At 63.6% G+C, this 16,729-nt stretch carries 16 protein-coding genes and 1 pseudogene; 2 read left to right on the top strand and 15 right to left on the bottom strand.

Going from position 1 to position 16,729, the window contains the following annotated elements:
• Positions 1-251: 251 nt before the first annotated feature.
• Positions 252-1,133 (top strand): sugar phosphate isomerase/epimerase family protein, encoded by an 882-nt coding sequence (locus AC0L15_RS10450; RefSeq protein WP_287245859.1) that lies wholly within the window; start codon positions 252-254, stop codon positions 1,131-1,133.
• Here AC0L15_RS10450 and phnE (AC0L15_RS10445) read toward each other — a convergent pair.
• The 11 genes and pseudogenes from phnE (AC0L15_RS10445) to phnG form a co-directional block, all read right to left on the bottom strand.
• A complete protein-coding gene (phnE, locus tag AC0L15_RS10445) occupies positions 1,121-2,671 on the bottom strand; it encodes a phosphonate ABC transporter, permease protein PhnE (protein ID WP_287245861.1) in 1,551 nt (516 codons plus the stop codon). The genes AC0L15_RS10450 and phnE (AC0L15_RS10445) overlap by 13 nt on opposite strands.
• Before the next feature lie 4 nt (positions 2,672-2,675).
• Entirely contained in the window at positions 2,676-3,650 is a 975-nt protein-coding gene (phnE, locus tag AC0L15_RS10440) for a phosphonate ABC transporter, permease protein PhnE (RefSeq protein ID WP_287245863.1), read from the bottom strand.
• A 76-nt stretch (positions 3,651-3,726) separates the two neighbouring features.
• Entirely contained in the window at positions 3,727-4,635 is a 909-nt protein-coding gene (gene phnD / locus AC0L15_RS10435) for a phosphonate ABC transporter substrate-binding protein (RefSeq protein WP_202365879.1), read from the bottom strand.
• A gap of 161 nt (positions 4,636-4,796) precedes the next feature.
• The gene (gene phnC / locus AC0L15_RS10430; protein ID WP_287245866.1) at positions 4,797-5,654 is read right to left on the bottom strand and encodes a phosphonate ABC transporter ATP-binding protein; all 858 of its coding nucleotides are present in this window, start codon (positions 5,652-5,654) and stop codon (positions 4,797-4,799) included.
• A 255-nt stretch (positions 5,655-5,909) separates the two neighbouring features.
• Positions 5,910-6,532: pseudogene (locus AC0L15_RS10425) on the bottom strand (DapH/DapD/GlmU-related protein).
• Complete coding sequence (phnL, locus tag AC0L15_RS10420; protein WP_287245868.1) at positions 6,529-7,236, bottom strand: phosphonate C-P lyase system protein PhnL; 708 nt, start codon at positions 7,234-7,236, stop codon at positions 6,529-6,531. Before phnL ends, AC0L15_RS10425 begins: the two are co-directional and overlap by 4 nt.
• 2 nt (positions 7,237-7,238) lie before the next feature.
• Positions 7,239-8,015 carry a phosphonate C-P lyase system protein PhnK gene (gene phnK / locus AC0L15_RS10415; RefSeq protein WP_091595419.1) on the bottom strand — a complete coding sequence of 259 codons (777 nt, stop codon included), beginning with the start codon at positions 8,013-8,015 and terminating at the stop codon, positions 7,239-7,241.
• Positions 8,012-8,923: an alpha-D-ribose 1-methylphosphonate 5-phosphate C-P-lyase PhnJ gene (locus AC0L15_RS10410; protein WP_287245869.1), complete on the bottom strand. Its 912-nt coding sequence runs from the start codon at positions 8,921-8,923 to the stop codon at positions 8,012-8,014. The genes phnK and AC0L15_RS10410 overlap by 4 nt, the downstream gene beginning before the upstream one ends.
• Positions 8,920-10,032, bottom strand: a complete 1,113-nt coding sequence (locus AC0L15_RS10405; RefSeq protein WP_287245871.1) for a carbon-phosphorus lyase complex subunit — start codon at positions 10,030-10,032, stop codon at positions 8,920-8,922. Before AC0L15_RS10405 ends, AC0L15_RS10410 begins: the two co-directional genes overlap by 4 nt.
• 1 nt (position 10,033) lies before the next feature.
• The gene (gene phnH, locus AC0L15_RS10400; protein WP_287066973.1) at positions 10,034-10,645 is read right to left on the bottom strand and encodes a phosphonate C-P lyase system protein PhnH; all 612 of its coding nucleotides are present in this window, start codon (positions 10,643-10,645) and stop codon (positions 10,034-10,036) included.
• Complete coding sequence (phnG, locus tag AC0L15_RS10395; RefSeq protein WP_287245873.1) at positions 10,645-11,109, bottom strand: phosphonate C-P lyase system protein PhnG; 465 nt, start codon at positions 11,107-11,109, stop codon at positions 10,645-10,647. The genes phnH and phnG overlap by 1 nt, the downstream gene beginning before the upstream one ends.
• Before the next feature lie 122 nt (positions 11,110-11,231).
• Between phnG and phnF the strand changes: the two genes are divergently transcribed.
• Positions 11,232-11,981, top strand: a complete 750-nt coding sequence (phnF, locus tag AC0L15_RS10390; RefSeq protein WP_287245875.1) for a phosphonate metabolism transcriptional regulator PhnF — start codon at positions 11,232-11,234, stop codon at positions 11,979-11,981.
• Between the two features lie 8 nt (positions 11,982-11,989).
• Here phnF and AC0L15_RS10385 read toward each other — a convergent pair whose 3' ends face one another.
• From AC0L15_RS10385 to AC0L15_RS10370, 4 genes are all read right to left on the bottom strand, one after another.
• Positions 11,990-13,006: a zinc-binding alcohol dehydrogenase family protein gene (locus tag AC0L15_RS10385; RefSeq protein ID WP_287245877.1), complete on the bottom strand. Its 1,017-nt coding sequence runs from the start codon at positions 13,004-13,006 to the stop codon at positions 11,990-11,992.
• Positions 13,007-13,071: 65 nt separating this feature from the next.
• On the bottom strand, positions 13,072-14,037 hold the full coding sequence (locus AC0L15_RS10380; protein ID WP_027153113.1) for an ABC transporter permease: 966 nt from the start codon (positions 14,035-14,037) through the stop codon (positions 13,072-13,074).
• Positions 14,034-15,587, bottom strand: a complete 1,554-nt coding sequence (locus AC0L15_RS10375; protein WP_287245878.1) for a sugar ABC transporter ATP-binding protein — start codon at positions 15,585-15,587, stop codon at positions 14,034-14,036. The genes AC0L15_RS10380 and AC0L15_RS10375 overlap by 4 nt, the downstream gene beginning before the upstream one ends.
• A 103-nt stretch (positions 15,588-15,690) precedes the next feature.
• Positions 15,691-16,686 (bottom strand): ABC transporter substrate-binding protein, encoded by a 996-nt coding sequence (locus tag AC0L15_RS10370; RefSeq protein WP_287245879.1) that lies wholly within the window; start codon positions 16,684-16,686, stop codon positions 15,691-15,693.
• Positions 16,687-16,729: the final 43 nt, after the last annotated feature.

Below are 16,729 nucleotides of genomic sequence, written 5' to 3'. Positions count from 1 at the left end.
TCCCGCCCCCCCCGCCCCGGGGGCCCGCCCCCCCTTTTCCCCCCCCCCCCCCCCCCCCCCTCACCCCCACCAAATTCCCCCGCCCTTGGGGGCCAACCCCCACCTCTCCCCGTAGGGGAGAGGAGACGCCGGCGCTGCCGTCTGCCTCTTCTCCCCAGCGGGGAGAAGGTGGCCGCGAAGCGGCCGGATGAGGGGGCTTATGGCGAAGTCGGCGGAGGAGCCAGCCGGCTGTCAAAAAGGGAGGGACGTCGATGAAAATCGGCATGTGCATGTTTTTGTGGACGACGGCGGTGTCGAAGAAACACGAGCCGCTGCTCAGGGATATCAAGGCGACCGGCTTCGACGGCGTCGAGATACCGATCTTTGCCGGCACGCCGGACGATTACAAAAAGCTCGGCGCGCTGCTCGACCGCATCGGGCTGGAGCGCACCGCCGTTTCGGCGATGGGCGATCCGGCGATGAATTTGATCTCGGCCGATGCCTCGACGCGCAAAGCCGGCATCGACTATATGAAATGGGCGATCGACTGCACACAAGCGCTTGGCGCCAAAACGCTGAGCGGCCCGCTGCATTCGACGCTCGGCGCCTTCTCCGGCAGTGGGCCGACGGCGGCGGAGAAAAAGCGCTCCGTCGCCTCGCAACGCGCCATCGGCGATCATGCCGGCAACAAAAACGTCACCATCGGGCTGGAGGCGCTCAACCGCTTCGAATGCTATCTGCTCAACACAATGGACGATCTGTCGGAGCATGTCGACGCAATCGACCGGCCGCACATCAAGGCGATGTACGACACTTTCCATGCCAATATCGAAGAGACGGACGCGATCGGCGCCTATTCGCGCAACCGCAAGAATGTGGTCCATATCCATATTTCGGAGAATGATCGCGGCGTGCCGGGGCGCGGCCACATTCCGTGGCAAGAGACGTTTTCGGCCATCCGCAAGAGCGGCTATGACGACTGGCTGACGATCGAGGCCTTCGGCCGCTCGCTGAAAGATTTGGCGGCGGCTACCAAGGTCTGGCGCGATTTTTCGGAAAGCACGGAAGCCGTCTACCGCGACGGCTACAAGCACATCAAGAGCGGCTGGAAAAAGGCTGGTGCCTGGACGCAGCCTTCCTCTCAGGCGATCTGAGCTGCCGGCGGGCGGGCGGAAACGCGTCGCTCATCATTGCTGTTTGCGACGGTCCCCATCAGCTTGCGGCGGAGGTAGCTGGAGATGCTGTCGAAGATAAAAACGACAAGCAGGATCAGCAGAACCATGTAGAAAACATTGGCCCAGTTGGTGTTGGTGCGCATGGCCTCCCACAATTTCAGGCCGATGCCGCCGGCGCCGACAGCGCCTATGATCGTCGCTGACCGGGTGTTGGATTCCCAGAAATAAAGGGATTGGCTGAGGAATACCGGCAGAACTTGGGGCAGCACGCCGTAGCGCTGCACCATTGCCGGGGTGGCGCCGACCGAGCGGATGCCCTCACGCTGCTTGTCGTCGATGTTCTCCAGCGCCTCGGAATAAAGTTTGCCCAAGGTTCCGGTGTCGGTGAAGAAGATAGCCGACATGCCGGCCAGCGGCCCAGGACCAAAGCCGCGCGTAAAAAACAGTGCCCAGATCAGCATGTCGACCGAGCGCAGGAAATCGAAAAAGCGCTTTGTCACCTGGTTGGCTATGCGGCTCGGCGTGACGTTGCGCGCAGCCAGGAAGGCGAGCGGAAAGGCAACGATCGAGGCCAGCACGGTGCCGACAAAAGCCATGACGATGGTCTGCAAGAGTTTCAGCCAGACGTCGCCGTGCTGCCACTCGGCGTTGTTCAAAATGTTGTCCCAGGCGAGCGCCGCGTTTGACCGCGACGGGTCGATGCGAGCCCCGGCGACGATCAGTGAAGCGACCTCGCTGAACGGCTTTCCCCAGAATGGCGAGTTCGTGTCGAACACGAAATTGGCCCAGCCGAAGAAACGTCGCCAGGAGACTACCTCGTCGTTCTGCACCTCAGCACGGCCGAGAAATCCGAACGAGACATAGGCTGTCGAGCCTGGCCTGCGTTGCTCGATCCAGTCAGGCAGCGGTGTGCGCGGTGTCACAGAACTGCCCTTGGCGATCTCGAAGACGACGGTTTCGGCGTCGCGCGTCACGGTGACCAGGTTTGGCGTGACGGCTATCTGGCCATCGGCAAGGGTGACAGTCGCCGCCACGACAGCGTTTTCGCGCACCGTTTCAGGCACCGCAGCAGCGGATTGGCCCGACGGGGCGGCCGGGTTCTCGGCAGTTGGCGCACCAGGCGCCATGAACGAATCCTGCGACGACTTGTTGGTCGCGATCGCCGGTGCCGGCGCTGCCTCGACCTGCCGCTCGATGACGGCCATCTGCTTGGCGACCCAGTTGGGATCTGGATTGGATCCCAGCTTGGAGAAGCGGGAGTAGTCGATCGTCAGATGATTGTCCTTGAATTCGATGTCGGGCCGGATTTCGTAAGACACCCAGTCCGCGAGATAAGCGCCGGCAAGATTCCAGTTCGCCTTTTCGAGAACGGCGGCGACCGAGAAGAACCACGCGCAGTAGAAGGTGTAGAGAATGCAAAGAAGGATGCCGATCGGGGTAGCGTAGCGCTTCCACAGCGAGCGCCGGAACGCGTCCGGGTGGCGAGCGGCGATGTCGTTGATGGCAGCGGCGTTCATTGCACTACTCTCCGCGCCCGTATGCAAACACCTGCCGGCCGACAAGACGATGTCTCAGCCATGCCGAAAGCTGGTCGACGGCGACAATCGTGCAGAACAGCAGGAAGACGATGGCAATGGTCTTGGCCTCATGGCCTCGGCCGATCGAAAGACGCAGGGATTCGCCGATGCCGCCGGCGCCGACGGCGCCGAGAATGGTCGAAGCGCGCACATTGATCTCGAAGCGGAGCAGGAAATAGCTGATGAAGTTGGGCAGGACCTGGGGCACGATGCCGAACCACACCCGCTCGACCCAATTGGCGCCCACGGCGCGCAAGCCTTCCTCAGGTTTCATGTCGGCATTTTCGACGACTTCGAAGAACATTTTTCCGAGCGCGCCGACGGTATGGATGCTGACCGCAATGATCGCAGGAATCGGCCCTAGCGAGAAAATCGCCAGAAAAAAGCCGGCAATGACAATTTCCGGAAAGGCGCGGACAATTTCAAGGAAGCGGCGGGTAGCGAAACGGAGCCAGCGGCTGGCCGTGATATTGCCTGCAGCGAAGAAGCAGAGCAGGAAACCGAATGTGGCGCCCACCAGCGTCGAAAACAGGGCGATGTTCAGCGTCTCGATCATCCGGTGGAAAAACTCCGGAATGTAGATGCCCTGGGTCAGGTAGACCCGGCCTTCCGGGTAGTCGAACTTGAGGCTGCCGTCGTCATAGGGGGACGGCAGGTCGAACAGCGCACGCGCCGGGTCGAACCAGTCGCGCGGCTTCAACTCGGCGAAAAAGTCGGCGACGTAGGGAAGGCGGTCGAAGAACTTTCCGGCGTTGGTTTCGTTGGCGAACCAGAGCGAGCCGGAGAGTGCAAGAAACAGGAAAACCAGGCCGCCGATCGTGTAAAGGCGCCGGCGGGCGGCAAGATCGCGCCAGTGCCGCTCGACGGTGGCTCCCTCCGGTGAAAGCGCGGGCGCGCGGTAAATTTCGGTCGCACTCATCGATGTTTTTCCCGGCCCCTGATGCGGCAACGCCGCCGGCGGCACATGGCCCCGGCGGCGTTGTGGCAGTTTGTTTCTACGAGCCGATCTTCGCCTTACGGGCGTCGATGATCGGCTGGTAGAATTCCGGGGTAACCGGCGAATAGCCCTTGTAATCGCCGCCTTGAATTGCCGAGAAACAGGCCGGATCGGTTTCCGGAAGCTTGGTCAGGAAATCGGTGATCTTCTGCCTGGTGCCGGCGTCGATCGACGTACGCAATACCAGCGGGCCGTTCGGGATCAGGGGCGACTGCCACAGTTCGACGAGGTCATCCATCTTGAGGACGCCCTTGTCGACCATCTTGCGCAGATTGCCCGAGCTGTAGCCGTCGTTGAAGTCGCCGACGCCGGAGGCCCAGGTGGTGCCGGCATCGAACGTGCCCTTCAGGACTTCAAGGACAAGCTGTTCATGGCCGCCGCCGAAACCGGTCGACGCGAAGTAGCTCTTCACATCCATGCCGATGTCCTTGGGCAGTGACGTGACCGGGATCAGGTAACCAGAAGTCGAATCGGGATCGGCGAAACCGAGTTTCTTGCCCTTCATGTCGGCGAGCGTCTTGATGCCGGAATCAGCTCGGGCGACCATGACCGCACGGTAGCCGGTCGAGCCGTCGGTCTGGATCGTCGTCAGGATCGGTTGAACCGCGTCCTTGTTTTCGAGATAGACCTTGGCGTAGGCGGAAGCGCCGAGCTCGGCAAAGTCGAGCGTGCCGCCGAGCAGGCCCTGGATGACGCCGTCGTAGTCGGCGGCCGGGAACAGCGAAACTTTTTCGACGCCGAGGACTTGCTTGATGTGGTCGGCGAAGCACTGGTAGTTGCGCAGGCGGTCGGCTTCGTTCTCGCCGCCCAGAATGCCGACGCGGAATTCCTTCAGGTCCTGTGCCTGGACTGCGCCCATCGCCATGGCGAGGATGGAAACGGCACCGAAAAGTATTTTTCTAAACATTTCGCGTCTCTCCTGTTGGTTCCGGCATCGCGCCGGCAGCGTTCGAATTTTGACGGCGCTTTTTTATGCCCGCCCTTGATGCGGACTGACGGTCCAGGGCGCTCTTTCGTCGTCTGCTTTTCGTATACTCGTATACCGGTATCCCTTGCCGGATCGTGGACCTAGTAGCCGGGAAATGCGGGCTCGAGGGGTCCGGCGGATGCGACGATTTTTTGCTTGATGGTGACGCTGGTCGAAGTGATCGCCTCGGAGATTTCGCCGCCATTGCTGTCAGCGCCATAGACCATGCGCACGGCCTCCCGATTGAGCTCTTCGGGCGGGCCGTCGAACACCACCTTGCCGGCGGCCATGCCGATGATGCGGTTGCAATAGGTGCGCGCGATATCCAGCGTGTGCAGATTGGTGACGACGGTGAGGCCCTCGCGCAGATTGATGTCCTGCAGCGAATCCATCACCACCTTGGCGTTGAGCGGGTCGAGCGAGGCGATCGGCTCGTCGGCGAGGATGACTTTCGGCTGCTGCATCATGGCGCGGGCAATCGCCACGCGCTGCTGCTGGCCGCCGGACAAGGTGCCGGCCGGCTGCAGCGCCGTGCGGGCGATGTCGAGGCGTTCGAGCGCCGCGATCGCCTCGGCCCGTTCCTCGCGGGAGAAGACACCGAGCAGATTGACAATTGTCGAGCGGTGATTGAGCCGGCCGAGCAGTACATTGGTCAGCACGTCGAGGCGCGGCACCAGGTTGAATTGCTGAAAGATCATGGCGCAGTCGCGCTGCCAGCGCCTGAGCAGCGAGCCGCGCAGGCTGGAGACTTCGGCGCCGTCAAAGAAAATCGACCCTTGGCTCGGATCGATGAGGCGGTTGATCATGCGCAAAAGCGTCGACTTGCCGGCGCCCGAGCGGCCGATGATGCCGACCATCTGGCCGTGAGGGATCGAGATGTCGACATTGCTGACGGCGGTGTTCCTGCCAAACCGACGGGTGACGCCGCGGATTTCGAGCGTGGCTGAGGTTGCTGACATAGGCAAGTTCCAGTCCAGTCGCGTTTCGAAGGTCTGTTAACCTTGGCTAGCGCAGCCGCGTGAAATCGCGGTGTCGGATTGATGTCAGTTTTGTTACCGTCCACAGGCTGGAAAGGGCGAGCCAGCGGCCGCAGTTCGATCAAGTGAATGGTGAATGGTGAATGGTGAATGGTGAATGGTGAATGGTGAATGGTGAATGGTGAATGGTGAATGGTGATAAGAACGGCTTCCCTGCCGCCATTCACTATTGACCATTCACCAACTGCCGTATTTTTCCAGAAATGCTTCCGCCGAAAGCGCGCGAAAATCGTCGAGTGCGGCGCGCAGGCGGGCGTGGTCCCAATCCCACCAGGCAAGTGCCTGATAGCGTTCCGCCGTGCGGCGGTCGAAGCGTTCGCGGATCGGTTTGGCCGGCACGCCGCCGACGATGGTGTAGGGCGCGACGTCCTTCGACACCACGGCGCCGGCGCCGACCGTCGCACCATCGCCGACGCTGACGCCGGGCAGGATGGTCGAGCCGTGGCCAAGCCAGGTGTCGTGGCCGATGGTGTGGCCCGTTTGGCGCGGCGCTGCGCAAAGAATTCGCTCTCGTGCTCGGCGTCGTCCCAATAGTCAGAGGCGCGATAGGTGAAATGGTGCAGCGTCGGCCGCCAGGTCGGGTGGTTGGTGGCGTTGATGCGCACGCTGGCGGCGATGTTGGCGAATTTGCCGATCGTCGCGCACCAGGCGCTGCAGTCCTGCATCATGTAGGAATAGTCGCCGAGTGTGCTTTCCGAAAGCCGGCAGCGCTCGGCGATCTCGGTCCAGCGGCCGAGCGTCGAGTTGTCGACTTCCGCTGTCTCGTGGACAAGCGGCGTTTCCGACAGTTTTCTGGTCATGCGGTGATTTTCCCGGCGGCAAAAGCGGTCACGTCGATGGTGCGGTCGGCCACTGCCTCGCGCACGTCGTGGTCGTGGAAGATGCCAAGCAGGGCGACGCCGGCCGCCTTCTTGGCCGCGATCAGCGCAATCGCCACGTCGCGGTTGCTGGCGTCGAGCGAGGCTGTCGGCTCGTCGAGCAGCAGGATCGGGTGCTCGGTGATGAAGCCGCGCGCGATGTTGATGCGCTGCTGCTCGCCGCCGGAAAAGGTCGCCGGCGGCAGCATCCAGAGCTTTTCCGGCAGGTTGAGCTGCGCCAGCAAGGCGCGCGCCTTGCCGCGCGCGACCTCGCGGTCCTCGCCGCGCTCGACCAGCGGTTCGGCGACGACATCCAGCGCCGAGACGCGCGGCACTGTGCGCAGGAACTGGCTGACATAGCCGATCGTGAGCCGGCGCACGGCAAGCACGGTGCGTGGGCTGGCCGTCGCCAGATCGATGAGCCCGTCCTCGTGGTGGACGATGATTTGGCCTGCATCGACGGCATAGTTGCCGTAGAGCATCTTCAGGATCGAGCTCTTGCCGGCTCCGGAGGGGCCGCCGAGCACGGCGCATTCGCCGCTCCTGATCGAGAACGACACGCCGGCGACGACCGGCAGTTTGATGCCGTCACGCAGATGCATGGTGAAGCTCTTGGCGACATCGGAGACGACGAGCGGGGTTGCCATGATCACACCTGCAGAATGGAAGAAACGAGAAGCTGGGTGTAGGGCGCGCGGGGATCGTCAAGCACGCGGTCGGTGAGGCCGCTTTCGACGACGCGGCCGTCCTTCATCACCATCATGCGTTGCGACAGCAGACGCGCCACAGCAAGGTCGTGGGTGACGACGATCGCCGCCAGGCCGAGATCGGTGACCAGGCCGCGCAACAGGTCGAGCAGGCGCGCCTGCACGGAAACGTCGAGGCCGCCGGTCGGCTCGTCCATGAACACCAGCCGCGGCCCGGTGACGAGGTTGCGGGCGATCTGCAGGCGCTGGCGCATGCCGCCGGAAAAGGCGCGCGGTTCGTCGTCGATACGGTCCTCGTCGATCTCGACGCGCGACAGCCAGTCGACGGCGGTAGCGCGGATTTTGCCATAGTGGCGGTCGCCGACCGCCATCAGCCGCTCGCCGACATTGGCGCCGGCCGACACCGTCATGCGCAGCCCGTCGGCGGGGTTCTGGTGGACAAAACCCCAGTCGGTGCGCATCAGGAAGCGGCGCTCGGCCTCGCTCATGCGGTATAGCTCGCGAAACTGGCCGTCGCGCATGCGGTAGCTGGCGGTGCCGGAACTCGGCAGCAATCTGGTCGACAGGCAGTTGAGCAGCGTCGTCTTGCCGGATCCGGATTCGCCGACCACTGCCAGCACCTCGCCCGGCCACAGGTCAAAGCTGACGTTCTCGCAACCAATGCGCGAGCCGTAGAACTTGGACAGCGCGGAAACGCGCAGCAGCGGTTCGTCGGTCATTGCGCCGGCTCCCTTTTTTCCAGGGCAGGAGGGGTCTCGGGCGCAAGGTGGCCGCGATGGCCTTGCTCGCGCCGCTTCTCGCAATGGTCGGTATCGGAGCAGACGAACATGTGGCCGCCATGGTCGTCGAGGATGACCTCGTCGAGATAGACGTTTTCGGCCGCGCACAGAGCGCAGGGCTGGTCGAAGGTCTGCACCTCGAACGGATGGTCCTCGAAGTCGAGGCTGACTACATCGGTGAAAGGCGGCAGCGCATAGATGCGCTTTTCGCGCCCGGCACCAAACAGTTGCAGAGCCGGCGAACGGTGCATTTTCGGGTTATCGAACTTCGGCGTCGGCGACGGGTCCATCACATAGCGACCCTCGACCTTGACCGGATAGGCGTAGGTGGTGGCGATGCGACCGTGTCTGGCGATGTCTTCGTAGAGTTTTACATGCATGAGGCCGTATTCCTCCAGCGCATGCATTTTGCGCGTTTCCGTCTCGCGCGGCTCGAGGAAGCGCAGCGGCTCGGGAATCGGCACCTGATAGACCAGCACCTGGCCTGCGGTCAGCGGGTGCTCGGGGATGCGGTGGCGGGTCTGGATGATGGTCGCCTTCGCCGTGTCGGTGGTGACGGCGACATTTGCGACCTTCTTGAAGAAGGCGCGGATCGAGACCGCATTGGTGGTGTCGTCGGCGCCCTGGTCGATGACCTTCAGCACATCGTCCGGGCCGATGATCGAGGCGGTAACCTGGACGCCGCCGGTGCCCCAGCCATAGGGCATCGGCATTTCGCGTGAGGCGAACGGCACCTGGTAGCCGGGAATGGCGATACCCTTGAGGATCGCGCGGCGGATCATCCGCTTGGTCTGCTCGTCTAGATAAGCGAAGTTGTAGGTTGCGATATCGGTCGGTTGTGCGGTCATTCCGCGGCCTCCCTCTTTTCTTCGACCTTGCCGGCATTCTCGCGGGCGTCGTGCTCGGCGCGCATGCGGCGCACCAGGTCGAGCTCGGCCTGGAAGTCGACATAGTGCGGCAGCTTCAGATGCTCGACGAAGCCGGTCGCCTGGACATTGTCGGAATGCGAGATGACGAATTCCTCGTCCTGGGCAGCGGCGACGACATCTTCGCCGAATTCGGTTGCACGAAGCGCGCGGTCGCAGAGCGCCATGGCCATCGCCTTGCGCTCGCTCTGGCCGAAGACGAGGCCGTAGCCGCGGGTGAATTGCGGCGGCGCCTTGGCGGAGCCTTTGAACTGGTTGACCATCTGGCACTCGGTGACACGCGCAGAACCGAGCCGTACGGCGAATGGCAGCTCCGGCACGTCGAGTTCCAGCTCGACCTCGCCGATGCGAACCTCACCGACGAACGGATGGTTGCGGGCATAGCCGCGCTGGGTGGAATAGCCGAGCGCCAGCAAAAAACCCTCGTCGCCGCGTGACAGCGCCTGCAGGCGGATGTCGCGCGCCATCGGAAATTCCAGCGGCTCGCGGGTGATGTCGCCCGGGATATGGTCCTGCGGCATGTCGCCGTCGGGCTCGATTAGGCCTTCGCGGGCGAGGATGGCGGAGACACGCGGCATGGCGTCCGCGTCGCTGGCGCGCTGCAGCGGCTCGGCGACCTCGCCGCCGGCGGCAAGCTCGGGGTCGAGCAACCTGTGGGTGTAGTCGAAGGTCGGGCCGAGCAGCTGGCCGCCAGGCAGATCCTTGTAGGTCGCCGACACGCGCCGCTCGACCAGCATCGCGCCGGTGTCGATCGCCCTGGTGTAGCCGAAGCGCGGCAGCGTAGTGCGATAGGCGCGAACCAGGAAGATCGCCTCGATCATGTCGCCGCGCGCCTGAACCATGGCCAGCGCCGCCAATTCACGGTCGTAGAGCGAACCTTCGCTCATCACCCGGTCGACGCCGAGCGCCAGCTGCTCGACGATCTGGTCGAGGCGAAGCGCCGGCACGGAACGGTCGCCGCGGCGGCGGTCGGCGAGCAGGGCGTGGGCGTTGGCAATGGCGGCTTCACCGCCTTTTACCGCGACATACATATCACGCCTCCATCGTCTTGATGCGCGTCGTGCGCGGCAGGCAGGCAACGCCTTCCGGGGTGGCGAGGATAATGTCGACGCCACGCGGGAAACGCTGATTGTTCTGGTTCCATTGTTCGACGAAGTGGCGCGGCATCTGCGCCGGCGCGATTGTTCCGGTTGTTTCGATGCCAGGACCTTCGAGCAGCAGAGGGGTGCCTGAGACGAGATCGCTGACCTGCAGGATCAGCGTCGTCGAGCGGTCGGGATAGTCCTGGGTGCCTTGTGAAAAGCCGTCGAGCGCCATCATCTCGGCCGGCGTGGCGATCAGCGCGAAATGCGCATCGGCTGGCGTGTGGGCCAGTGGCGCGCCGGTGTGGAAGCCGAGCCAGGATTTCACCGCTGCTGGGGCCTGCAAAACGAGGTCGAGCCAGAGCGGCGTGTCGTTGTCGCACAGCGCCAGCGCGATGGCGCCCGCGGTGGCCGACAGCGGCGCCGGCGGGCGGGCAAAGATCGGCAGAGGCTGCAGGGTGCCCGGCCGCGCCATTGCGTCCATCACGGCGCGGAACACCGTCTGGGCGTCGAACACCGGATCGGCAAAGCCGCCCTCGATCGCCTGGGTTGCGATTTCCATCAGTCTTCTCCGCGCACCATGGTGAAGAAATCGACCTTCGTTGCCGCCGTCTCGGCGCGCCGCCGCTCACGTCCGCTGGCCAGTGCGGCCTGCAGCGGCGCAACGAGTTTGCTCTCGACCTCGTCGCGGCGGGTGGGATCCTGCCAGAGCGCGTCGGCGATCGCCGCCAGTTTTGCTTTCTGCTTGTCACGGCCGAGCGCGTAGCAGTGGCCGACTTCTCCCGAGGCAAGCCGCACCGTCGCGCGGGTGACCGTCGCCTCGCCGACGTTGAATGGCGCGCCGCCGCCGCCGATGCGGCCACGCACGGTGACCAGGCCGGTTTCGGGACCGCGCAGGAGTTCTGCTTCCGAAGGCAGGCCGGATTCGTTCCAGAGGCGGACGATATCGTCGCCGGTCGATTGCGCCAGCGTCGCCATGACGGCCTTGCGCTCAAGCTGCTGATCGCGCGCTTCCTTTCCTCGCATGGTTGACATTCCCTTGCATCGAAATTTGTCCATTGATATAGACAATTATACAAATTATATCTATTTTCTAATGCGTGTCCATGACGGATGGATGACAGGGGCGAAAAGATCGGGGCACAGAGATGATCGGTCAGCAGTTGGCCAGCAGCCTGGAGCGGCGCAGCGGCGTCTCGCTGTGGCGGCAGATCGCCGACCAGATCCTGCATTCGATCGCCGTCGGCGACTTTGCCGAGAATGCTGCATTGCCACCGGAAGTTGCACTGGCCGAGCGCTATAGCGTCAACCGCCATACGGTGCGCAGCGCCATCGCCGCACTGGTGCAGGATGGCGTGCTCAGGGCCGAACAGGGGCGCGGCACCTTCGTCCTGTCGCGCAAGCGCCTGTCCTATCCGATCGGCGCCCGCACCCGTTTTTCGGAGGGCTTGCAAGGGCAGGCGTCGGAGCGCCGCAGCGTGCTGCTCGAATCGGCGGTCGAGCCGGCCAGCCGGCGCGTCGCCGAAGGGCTGGGGCTTGCCAGGGGTTCGACTGTAATACGCCTCGAGACACGCGGCGAAGCCGATGGGCAACCGGTCTCGCGTGCCACCGGCTGGTTCGACGCCGGACGCTTCGCCGGCATCGATGCCGCCATGGCCGAAACCGGATCGGTGACCGCCTCATTCCAGCGTTTCGGCATCGGTGACTATCTCAGGCAATCGACGGTGCTGTCGGCCCGCCACGCCGACGCCGCCGACCTTGCCGATCTTAATCTGCAGCCCGGCGCCATCGTGCTGGTCACGGTCGCCGTCAACGTCACGCCGGACGGCCAGCCGATCCAGTTCGCCGAAACGCGGTTTCCGGCCGAGCGGGTCGAGCTCAAGATATCGGCGCTTTAGGTCCGGTTTCATCCGACCTGGATGACGGCCTTGATCAGGCCGGATTTTTCATGCGCCCAGCAGGCAAGGTCGCGCGGTGTATCCGAAAGCGTCGTGCGATGGGTTATGAGCTTTGCCAGCGGCACAGCACCATCGCGGATCGAGGCAGCGACATGGTCGAAGTCAGCGCGCAGAGCGTTGCGGCTGCCGATCAGCGTCATCTCGCGCTTGTGGAATTCGGGATCGGAAAAGACGATGTCGTCCTTGACGACGCTGACCAGGACCAGCGTCCCGCCATGCGCGACATGGGCGAAGGCCGTCTGGACGGACTGGGTGTTGCCGGTGGCATCGAAAATCACGTCAAAACCTTCGCCGTTGGTCGCCTCGCGCACCAGATCGGTCGCAGACTGCCGCGAGCCGTCGAGGGTGGCGAAGCCGAGTTCGCTTGCGGCGAAGCCAAGCCTTTCCGCGCTCATGTCGAGCAGCGTCACGTCGAGACCAGCGATATGGGCGAACAGCGCTGTGCCGAGGCCGATCGGCCCGGCGCCGATGACCAGCGTGCGCGCGCCGGGATCGGCCAGCGAGCGCCGCACGGCGTGCGCCCCGATCGCCAGGAATTCGACGGCGGCGGCATCGGCCAGCGACAGGCCGTTGGCCGGATAGAGATTTTGCGCCGGCACTAGGATCCGTTCGCACATGGCGCCGTCGCGGTGGACGCCAAGCACTTCGATCCTGACGCAGCAATTCGGCTTGCCTTGCCGGCAGGCGATGCATTTGCCGCAAGCGAGATAAGGATTGATGATCACCGGCTCGCCCACCGGCAGGTCGACGCCTTCGCCGGCCTCGATCACGGTGCCGGAGACCTCGTGACCCATGATGCGGGGATAGGCGAGGAACGGATGCTTGCCCTCGAAGATGTGATAGTCGGTGCCGCAGATTCCGACATGACTGACCGCGACCAGCGCCCAGCCCGGCGGTGGTGAGCTCGGCGCCGGGCGGTCTTCCACAACAAGATCGCCGGGCGAACGGCAGATGACGGCTTTCATGCTTTGATCCAGTCGGTTCATGGCACCGCCGGCCCGATCGCGGGGCCGGCGGTTGTTAAGATGGTCTACTTGCCGCGGCGGCGCAGGCCGTCGAAATAGACGATGACGATGATCAGCACGCCGGTAATGATGCGCTGCCAGAAGGCATTGACGTTCAACAGATTGGCGCCGTTGTTGATGGTGGCGAGGATGAAGGCGCCAAGCAGCGGTCCGTGCACCGAGCCGACGGCGCCGAACAGCGAGGTGCCGCCGATCACCGACGAGGCGATCGCCTGCAACTCCCAGCCCTCGGCCTGTGTCGGATTGCCGATGCCGATGCGTGAGGCAAGCAGCACGCCGACAAAAGCCGCACAGAGGCCCGATAGCGTATAGGCCATGTAGATGGTGCGCTGGACGTTGACACCGGACAGACGCGATGCCTCGGCGTTGGAGCCGACCGAGAACAGATACCGGCCCCAGCGGCTGTGATGCAGGAAGATGTAGGCGGGGATACCAACCAGGATCACCATCCAGAACAGATTGGGGACGCCGAGAAACGAGCTGCGTGAAAACAGCTGGAAGGCGTCGTTGTTGATCGAGATCGAGTTGCCGTTGGTCATCAAAAGGCCGATGCCGCGCAGCGAGGTCAGCGTCGCCAGCGTGATGATGAAGGGCGGCAGGCCCATCTTGACGATGCCGAAGCCGTGGAACAGGCCGATGGCGACGCCGACCAGCAAGGTGATCAGGATGGCGAGGTAAATCGGCACGCCGGCATTGATCAGCATCGCCACGATGACGGTGGCGAAGCCGACGACGGCGCCGACGGAAAGGTCGATACCGCCGGTGATGATGACGAAGGTCTGGCCGACTGCCAGGATGGCGATCATCGAACCTTGCCGCAGCAGGTTCGAGATGTTGTTGGCGGAGGCGAAGCTCGGCGTCGCCACCGACAGGATGACCCACAACAGCACCAGCAGCGCCAGCAGCGTCAGCCCGAACAGCGCGTTGTAGTTGCGTTTCGGCCTTTCGGCCGGGATCGCCTCGGTGCTCATATCTGTCCTCCCGGTTTTTCTTGTTTCTCGGCCAGCGCCTGGGTGAGGATCTCCTCATGGTCGGCAGTGTGGAAACCATGAGTGGCCACCAGTTTGCCGCGCCGGAACACATGCAGCGTGTCGGCCAGTTCATAGACCTCGGGCAGGTAGGACGAGATGAGGATGATGCCGGCGCCCTTGGACAACAGTTCGCCGAACAGGCGGTAGATCTCTGCCTTGGTGCCGACATCGACGCCAACTGTCGGCTCGTCGAAGATGAACAGCTTGGCGCCGTGCGCCAGCCATTTGCCGATGACGATCTTCTGCTGGTTGCCGCCGGACAGGCTGGAGGCGAGGGCGTTGCGCGTCGGCGTCTTGATCCTGAGATTGGCGATCTGGTGATCCGCCTCGGTCTTCTCCTGTGCGCTGGAGATCAGCAGATTGCTGGAGATGCGCTTGTAGATTGGCAGATTGAGATTGAGGCCGACCGGCAGGTTGAGGCAGAGGCCCTGGTCGCGGCGGCTTTCCGGCGCCAGCGCCATGCCGAGCCTGATGGCGTCATGCTCGGAGTTGACCTGAACCTCCTTGCCCTCCCAGAGGATCTGGCCGGCCGACTTGCGGTGACGGCCGTAGAGCGTGGTGACGAACTCGCTGCGCCCGGCGCCGATCAGGCCGTAGAGCCCGACGATTTCGCCGGCACGGACCGTCATCGAGACATTTTCGAAGCCCTTGCCGGAAAGATTTCGGGCTTCGAGCAGCGTCGCGCCCGGGGTAAAATGCTCCTTGTGATAGACTTGCTCGATCGAGCGGTTGATCATCATCTTGACCAGCTCGGCTTCGTTGGTCTCGGCGATGTTCCTGGTGCCGACAAGCGTGCCGTCGCGTAGCACCGAGACGCGGTCGGCGAGCTCGAACACCTCTTCCATGCGGTGGCTGATGTAGATGATGGTGACGCCTTCGCCCTTCAGCCGGCGGATCAGCGTGAACAGCTGGTCGGCTTCCTTGCGGGTGAGATAGGCGGTCGGCTCGTCGAAGATCAGGAACTTGGTGCCGCGCACGGTGGCGCGGGCGGCGGCGATCAGCTGCTGCTGGCCTATGGTCAGGTCACCCAGCACGACATGGGCCGGCAGATCGAACCCGAGATCGTCGATGATCTTCTGCGCTTCCCTGACCATGGCCCGCTGCTGCAGTATGCCGAAGCGGGAATCCTCCTCGCCGAGGAACATGTTGGCCGCGACAGTGAGATGGCGGCACAGAACGACCTCCTGGTGCACGGCATTGATGCCGAGCGCCATCGCCTCATGCGGCGTCGCGAGCGCTGCCGGCTTGCCCTCCCAGATGACGTCGCCGGAGGTGCGCGGCATGACGCCGGTCAAAAGCTTGATCAGGGTGGATTTGCCGGCACCGTTCTCGCCGACAATGGCGTGGATTTCGCTGGCCTTGAAGGCGAGGTCAACCGGCTTCAGCGCGTGCGTGCCAGGATATCGCTTCTCCAAGCCCTTGAGTTCGAGGATCGTCCTGCCCGGTTCCAGCGTTGGGGCGGGATGCAGTTCCTGCGCCGTCGACGTCATGACAATCCTCCCAGATTGGCCTCCCAGATTGGCCTCACGAGTGGCACGTGTAGTCCGTTTCCGGGGCAAAAAAGCCCCGGAAACGGCGTGCCAATGCCGGTGCTCAGTCGAGCTTCGGATTGAGCAGCGCGTCGATCTTCGGATCTTTCATGTTGGCCTTGGTGACGAGGTTGGCGCCGGTGTCGACATTGGCCTCGACCTTCTCGCCCTTCGAGGCAGCGAGCGCCGTCTTGATGCCGTCATAGCCCATCCGGTACGGATCCTGGACGACGAGGCCGGAAATGACGCCGTCATTGAGGAACTTGACCAGCTTCTCGTCGCTGTCGAAACCGATCAGCCCGACCTTGCCGGCAAGGCTGTTCTCGGCAATCGCCTGACCGACGCCCTGCGCCATGATCAGGTTGGAGGCGAAGATGCCCTTGAGGTTCGGGTTGGCGGTGATCAGGTCGGTCGCGATGTTGAGGCCGGTGGTGGCCTGGCCATCGGCGTATTTGTCGGCAATGAGCTTGAGGCCGGGATATTTGGCGGCAAGCTGTTCCTTGAAACCCTCGGCGCGCTGCTCGAGCGAGCCGGCACCCGGAAGCGCGGTGATCAGGGCGACGTCGCCCTCGATTTTGCCGCCATTGGCTTCGCCGATCGCGGCCGCCAGCCCGTCAGCGGCGACGCGGCCGCCCTGGATATTGTCCGTGGTCAGGAACGAGGTGAAGGCCTTGGAGTCGGCGCCGGAGTCGATGCCGATGATCTTGACGTTGGTGGCTGCCTCGTCGATCGGCTTGCCGAGCGCCTTGGCCTCGGTTGGTGCGATGACCACGGCAGCCGGGTTGCCGGCGACGGCGTTTTCAAGGATTGAGATCTGGCCGTTGACGTCGGTCTCCGCCTGGGCGCCGAGTTCCGGCACGTTGACGCCGAGGTCTTTGCCGGCCTTGCGGGCGCCGGCCAGCACGATCTGCCAGTAGAAAGAGGTGGTGTCCTTGACGATGATCGGAATGGTTACGTCCGCCGCCGAAGCCGGCGCCGAATGCATCGCGCCGGCAAGCATCGAGGCGGCGGCGAGCGCCACGAATGCGCGGCGATTGAGAATGCTGGTCACGAATTTCATTAGACTTCCTCCCTAGGTCGCCTGGTGAACGTAGCGGAAGCTC

Source organism: Mesorhizobium sp. WSM4846 (assembly GCF_055811415.1).
Note: the sequence above shows the minus strand (reverse complement) of the source record. Positions and strands in the feature narration are given on the sequence as shown.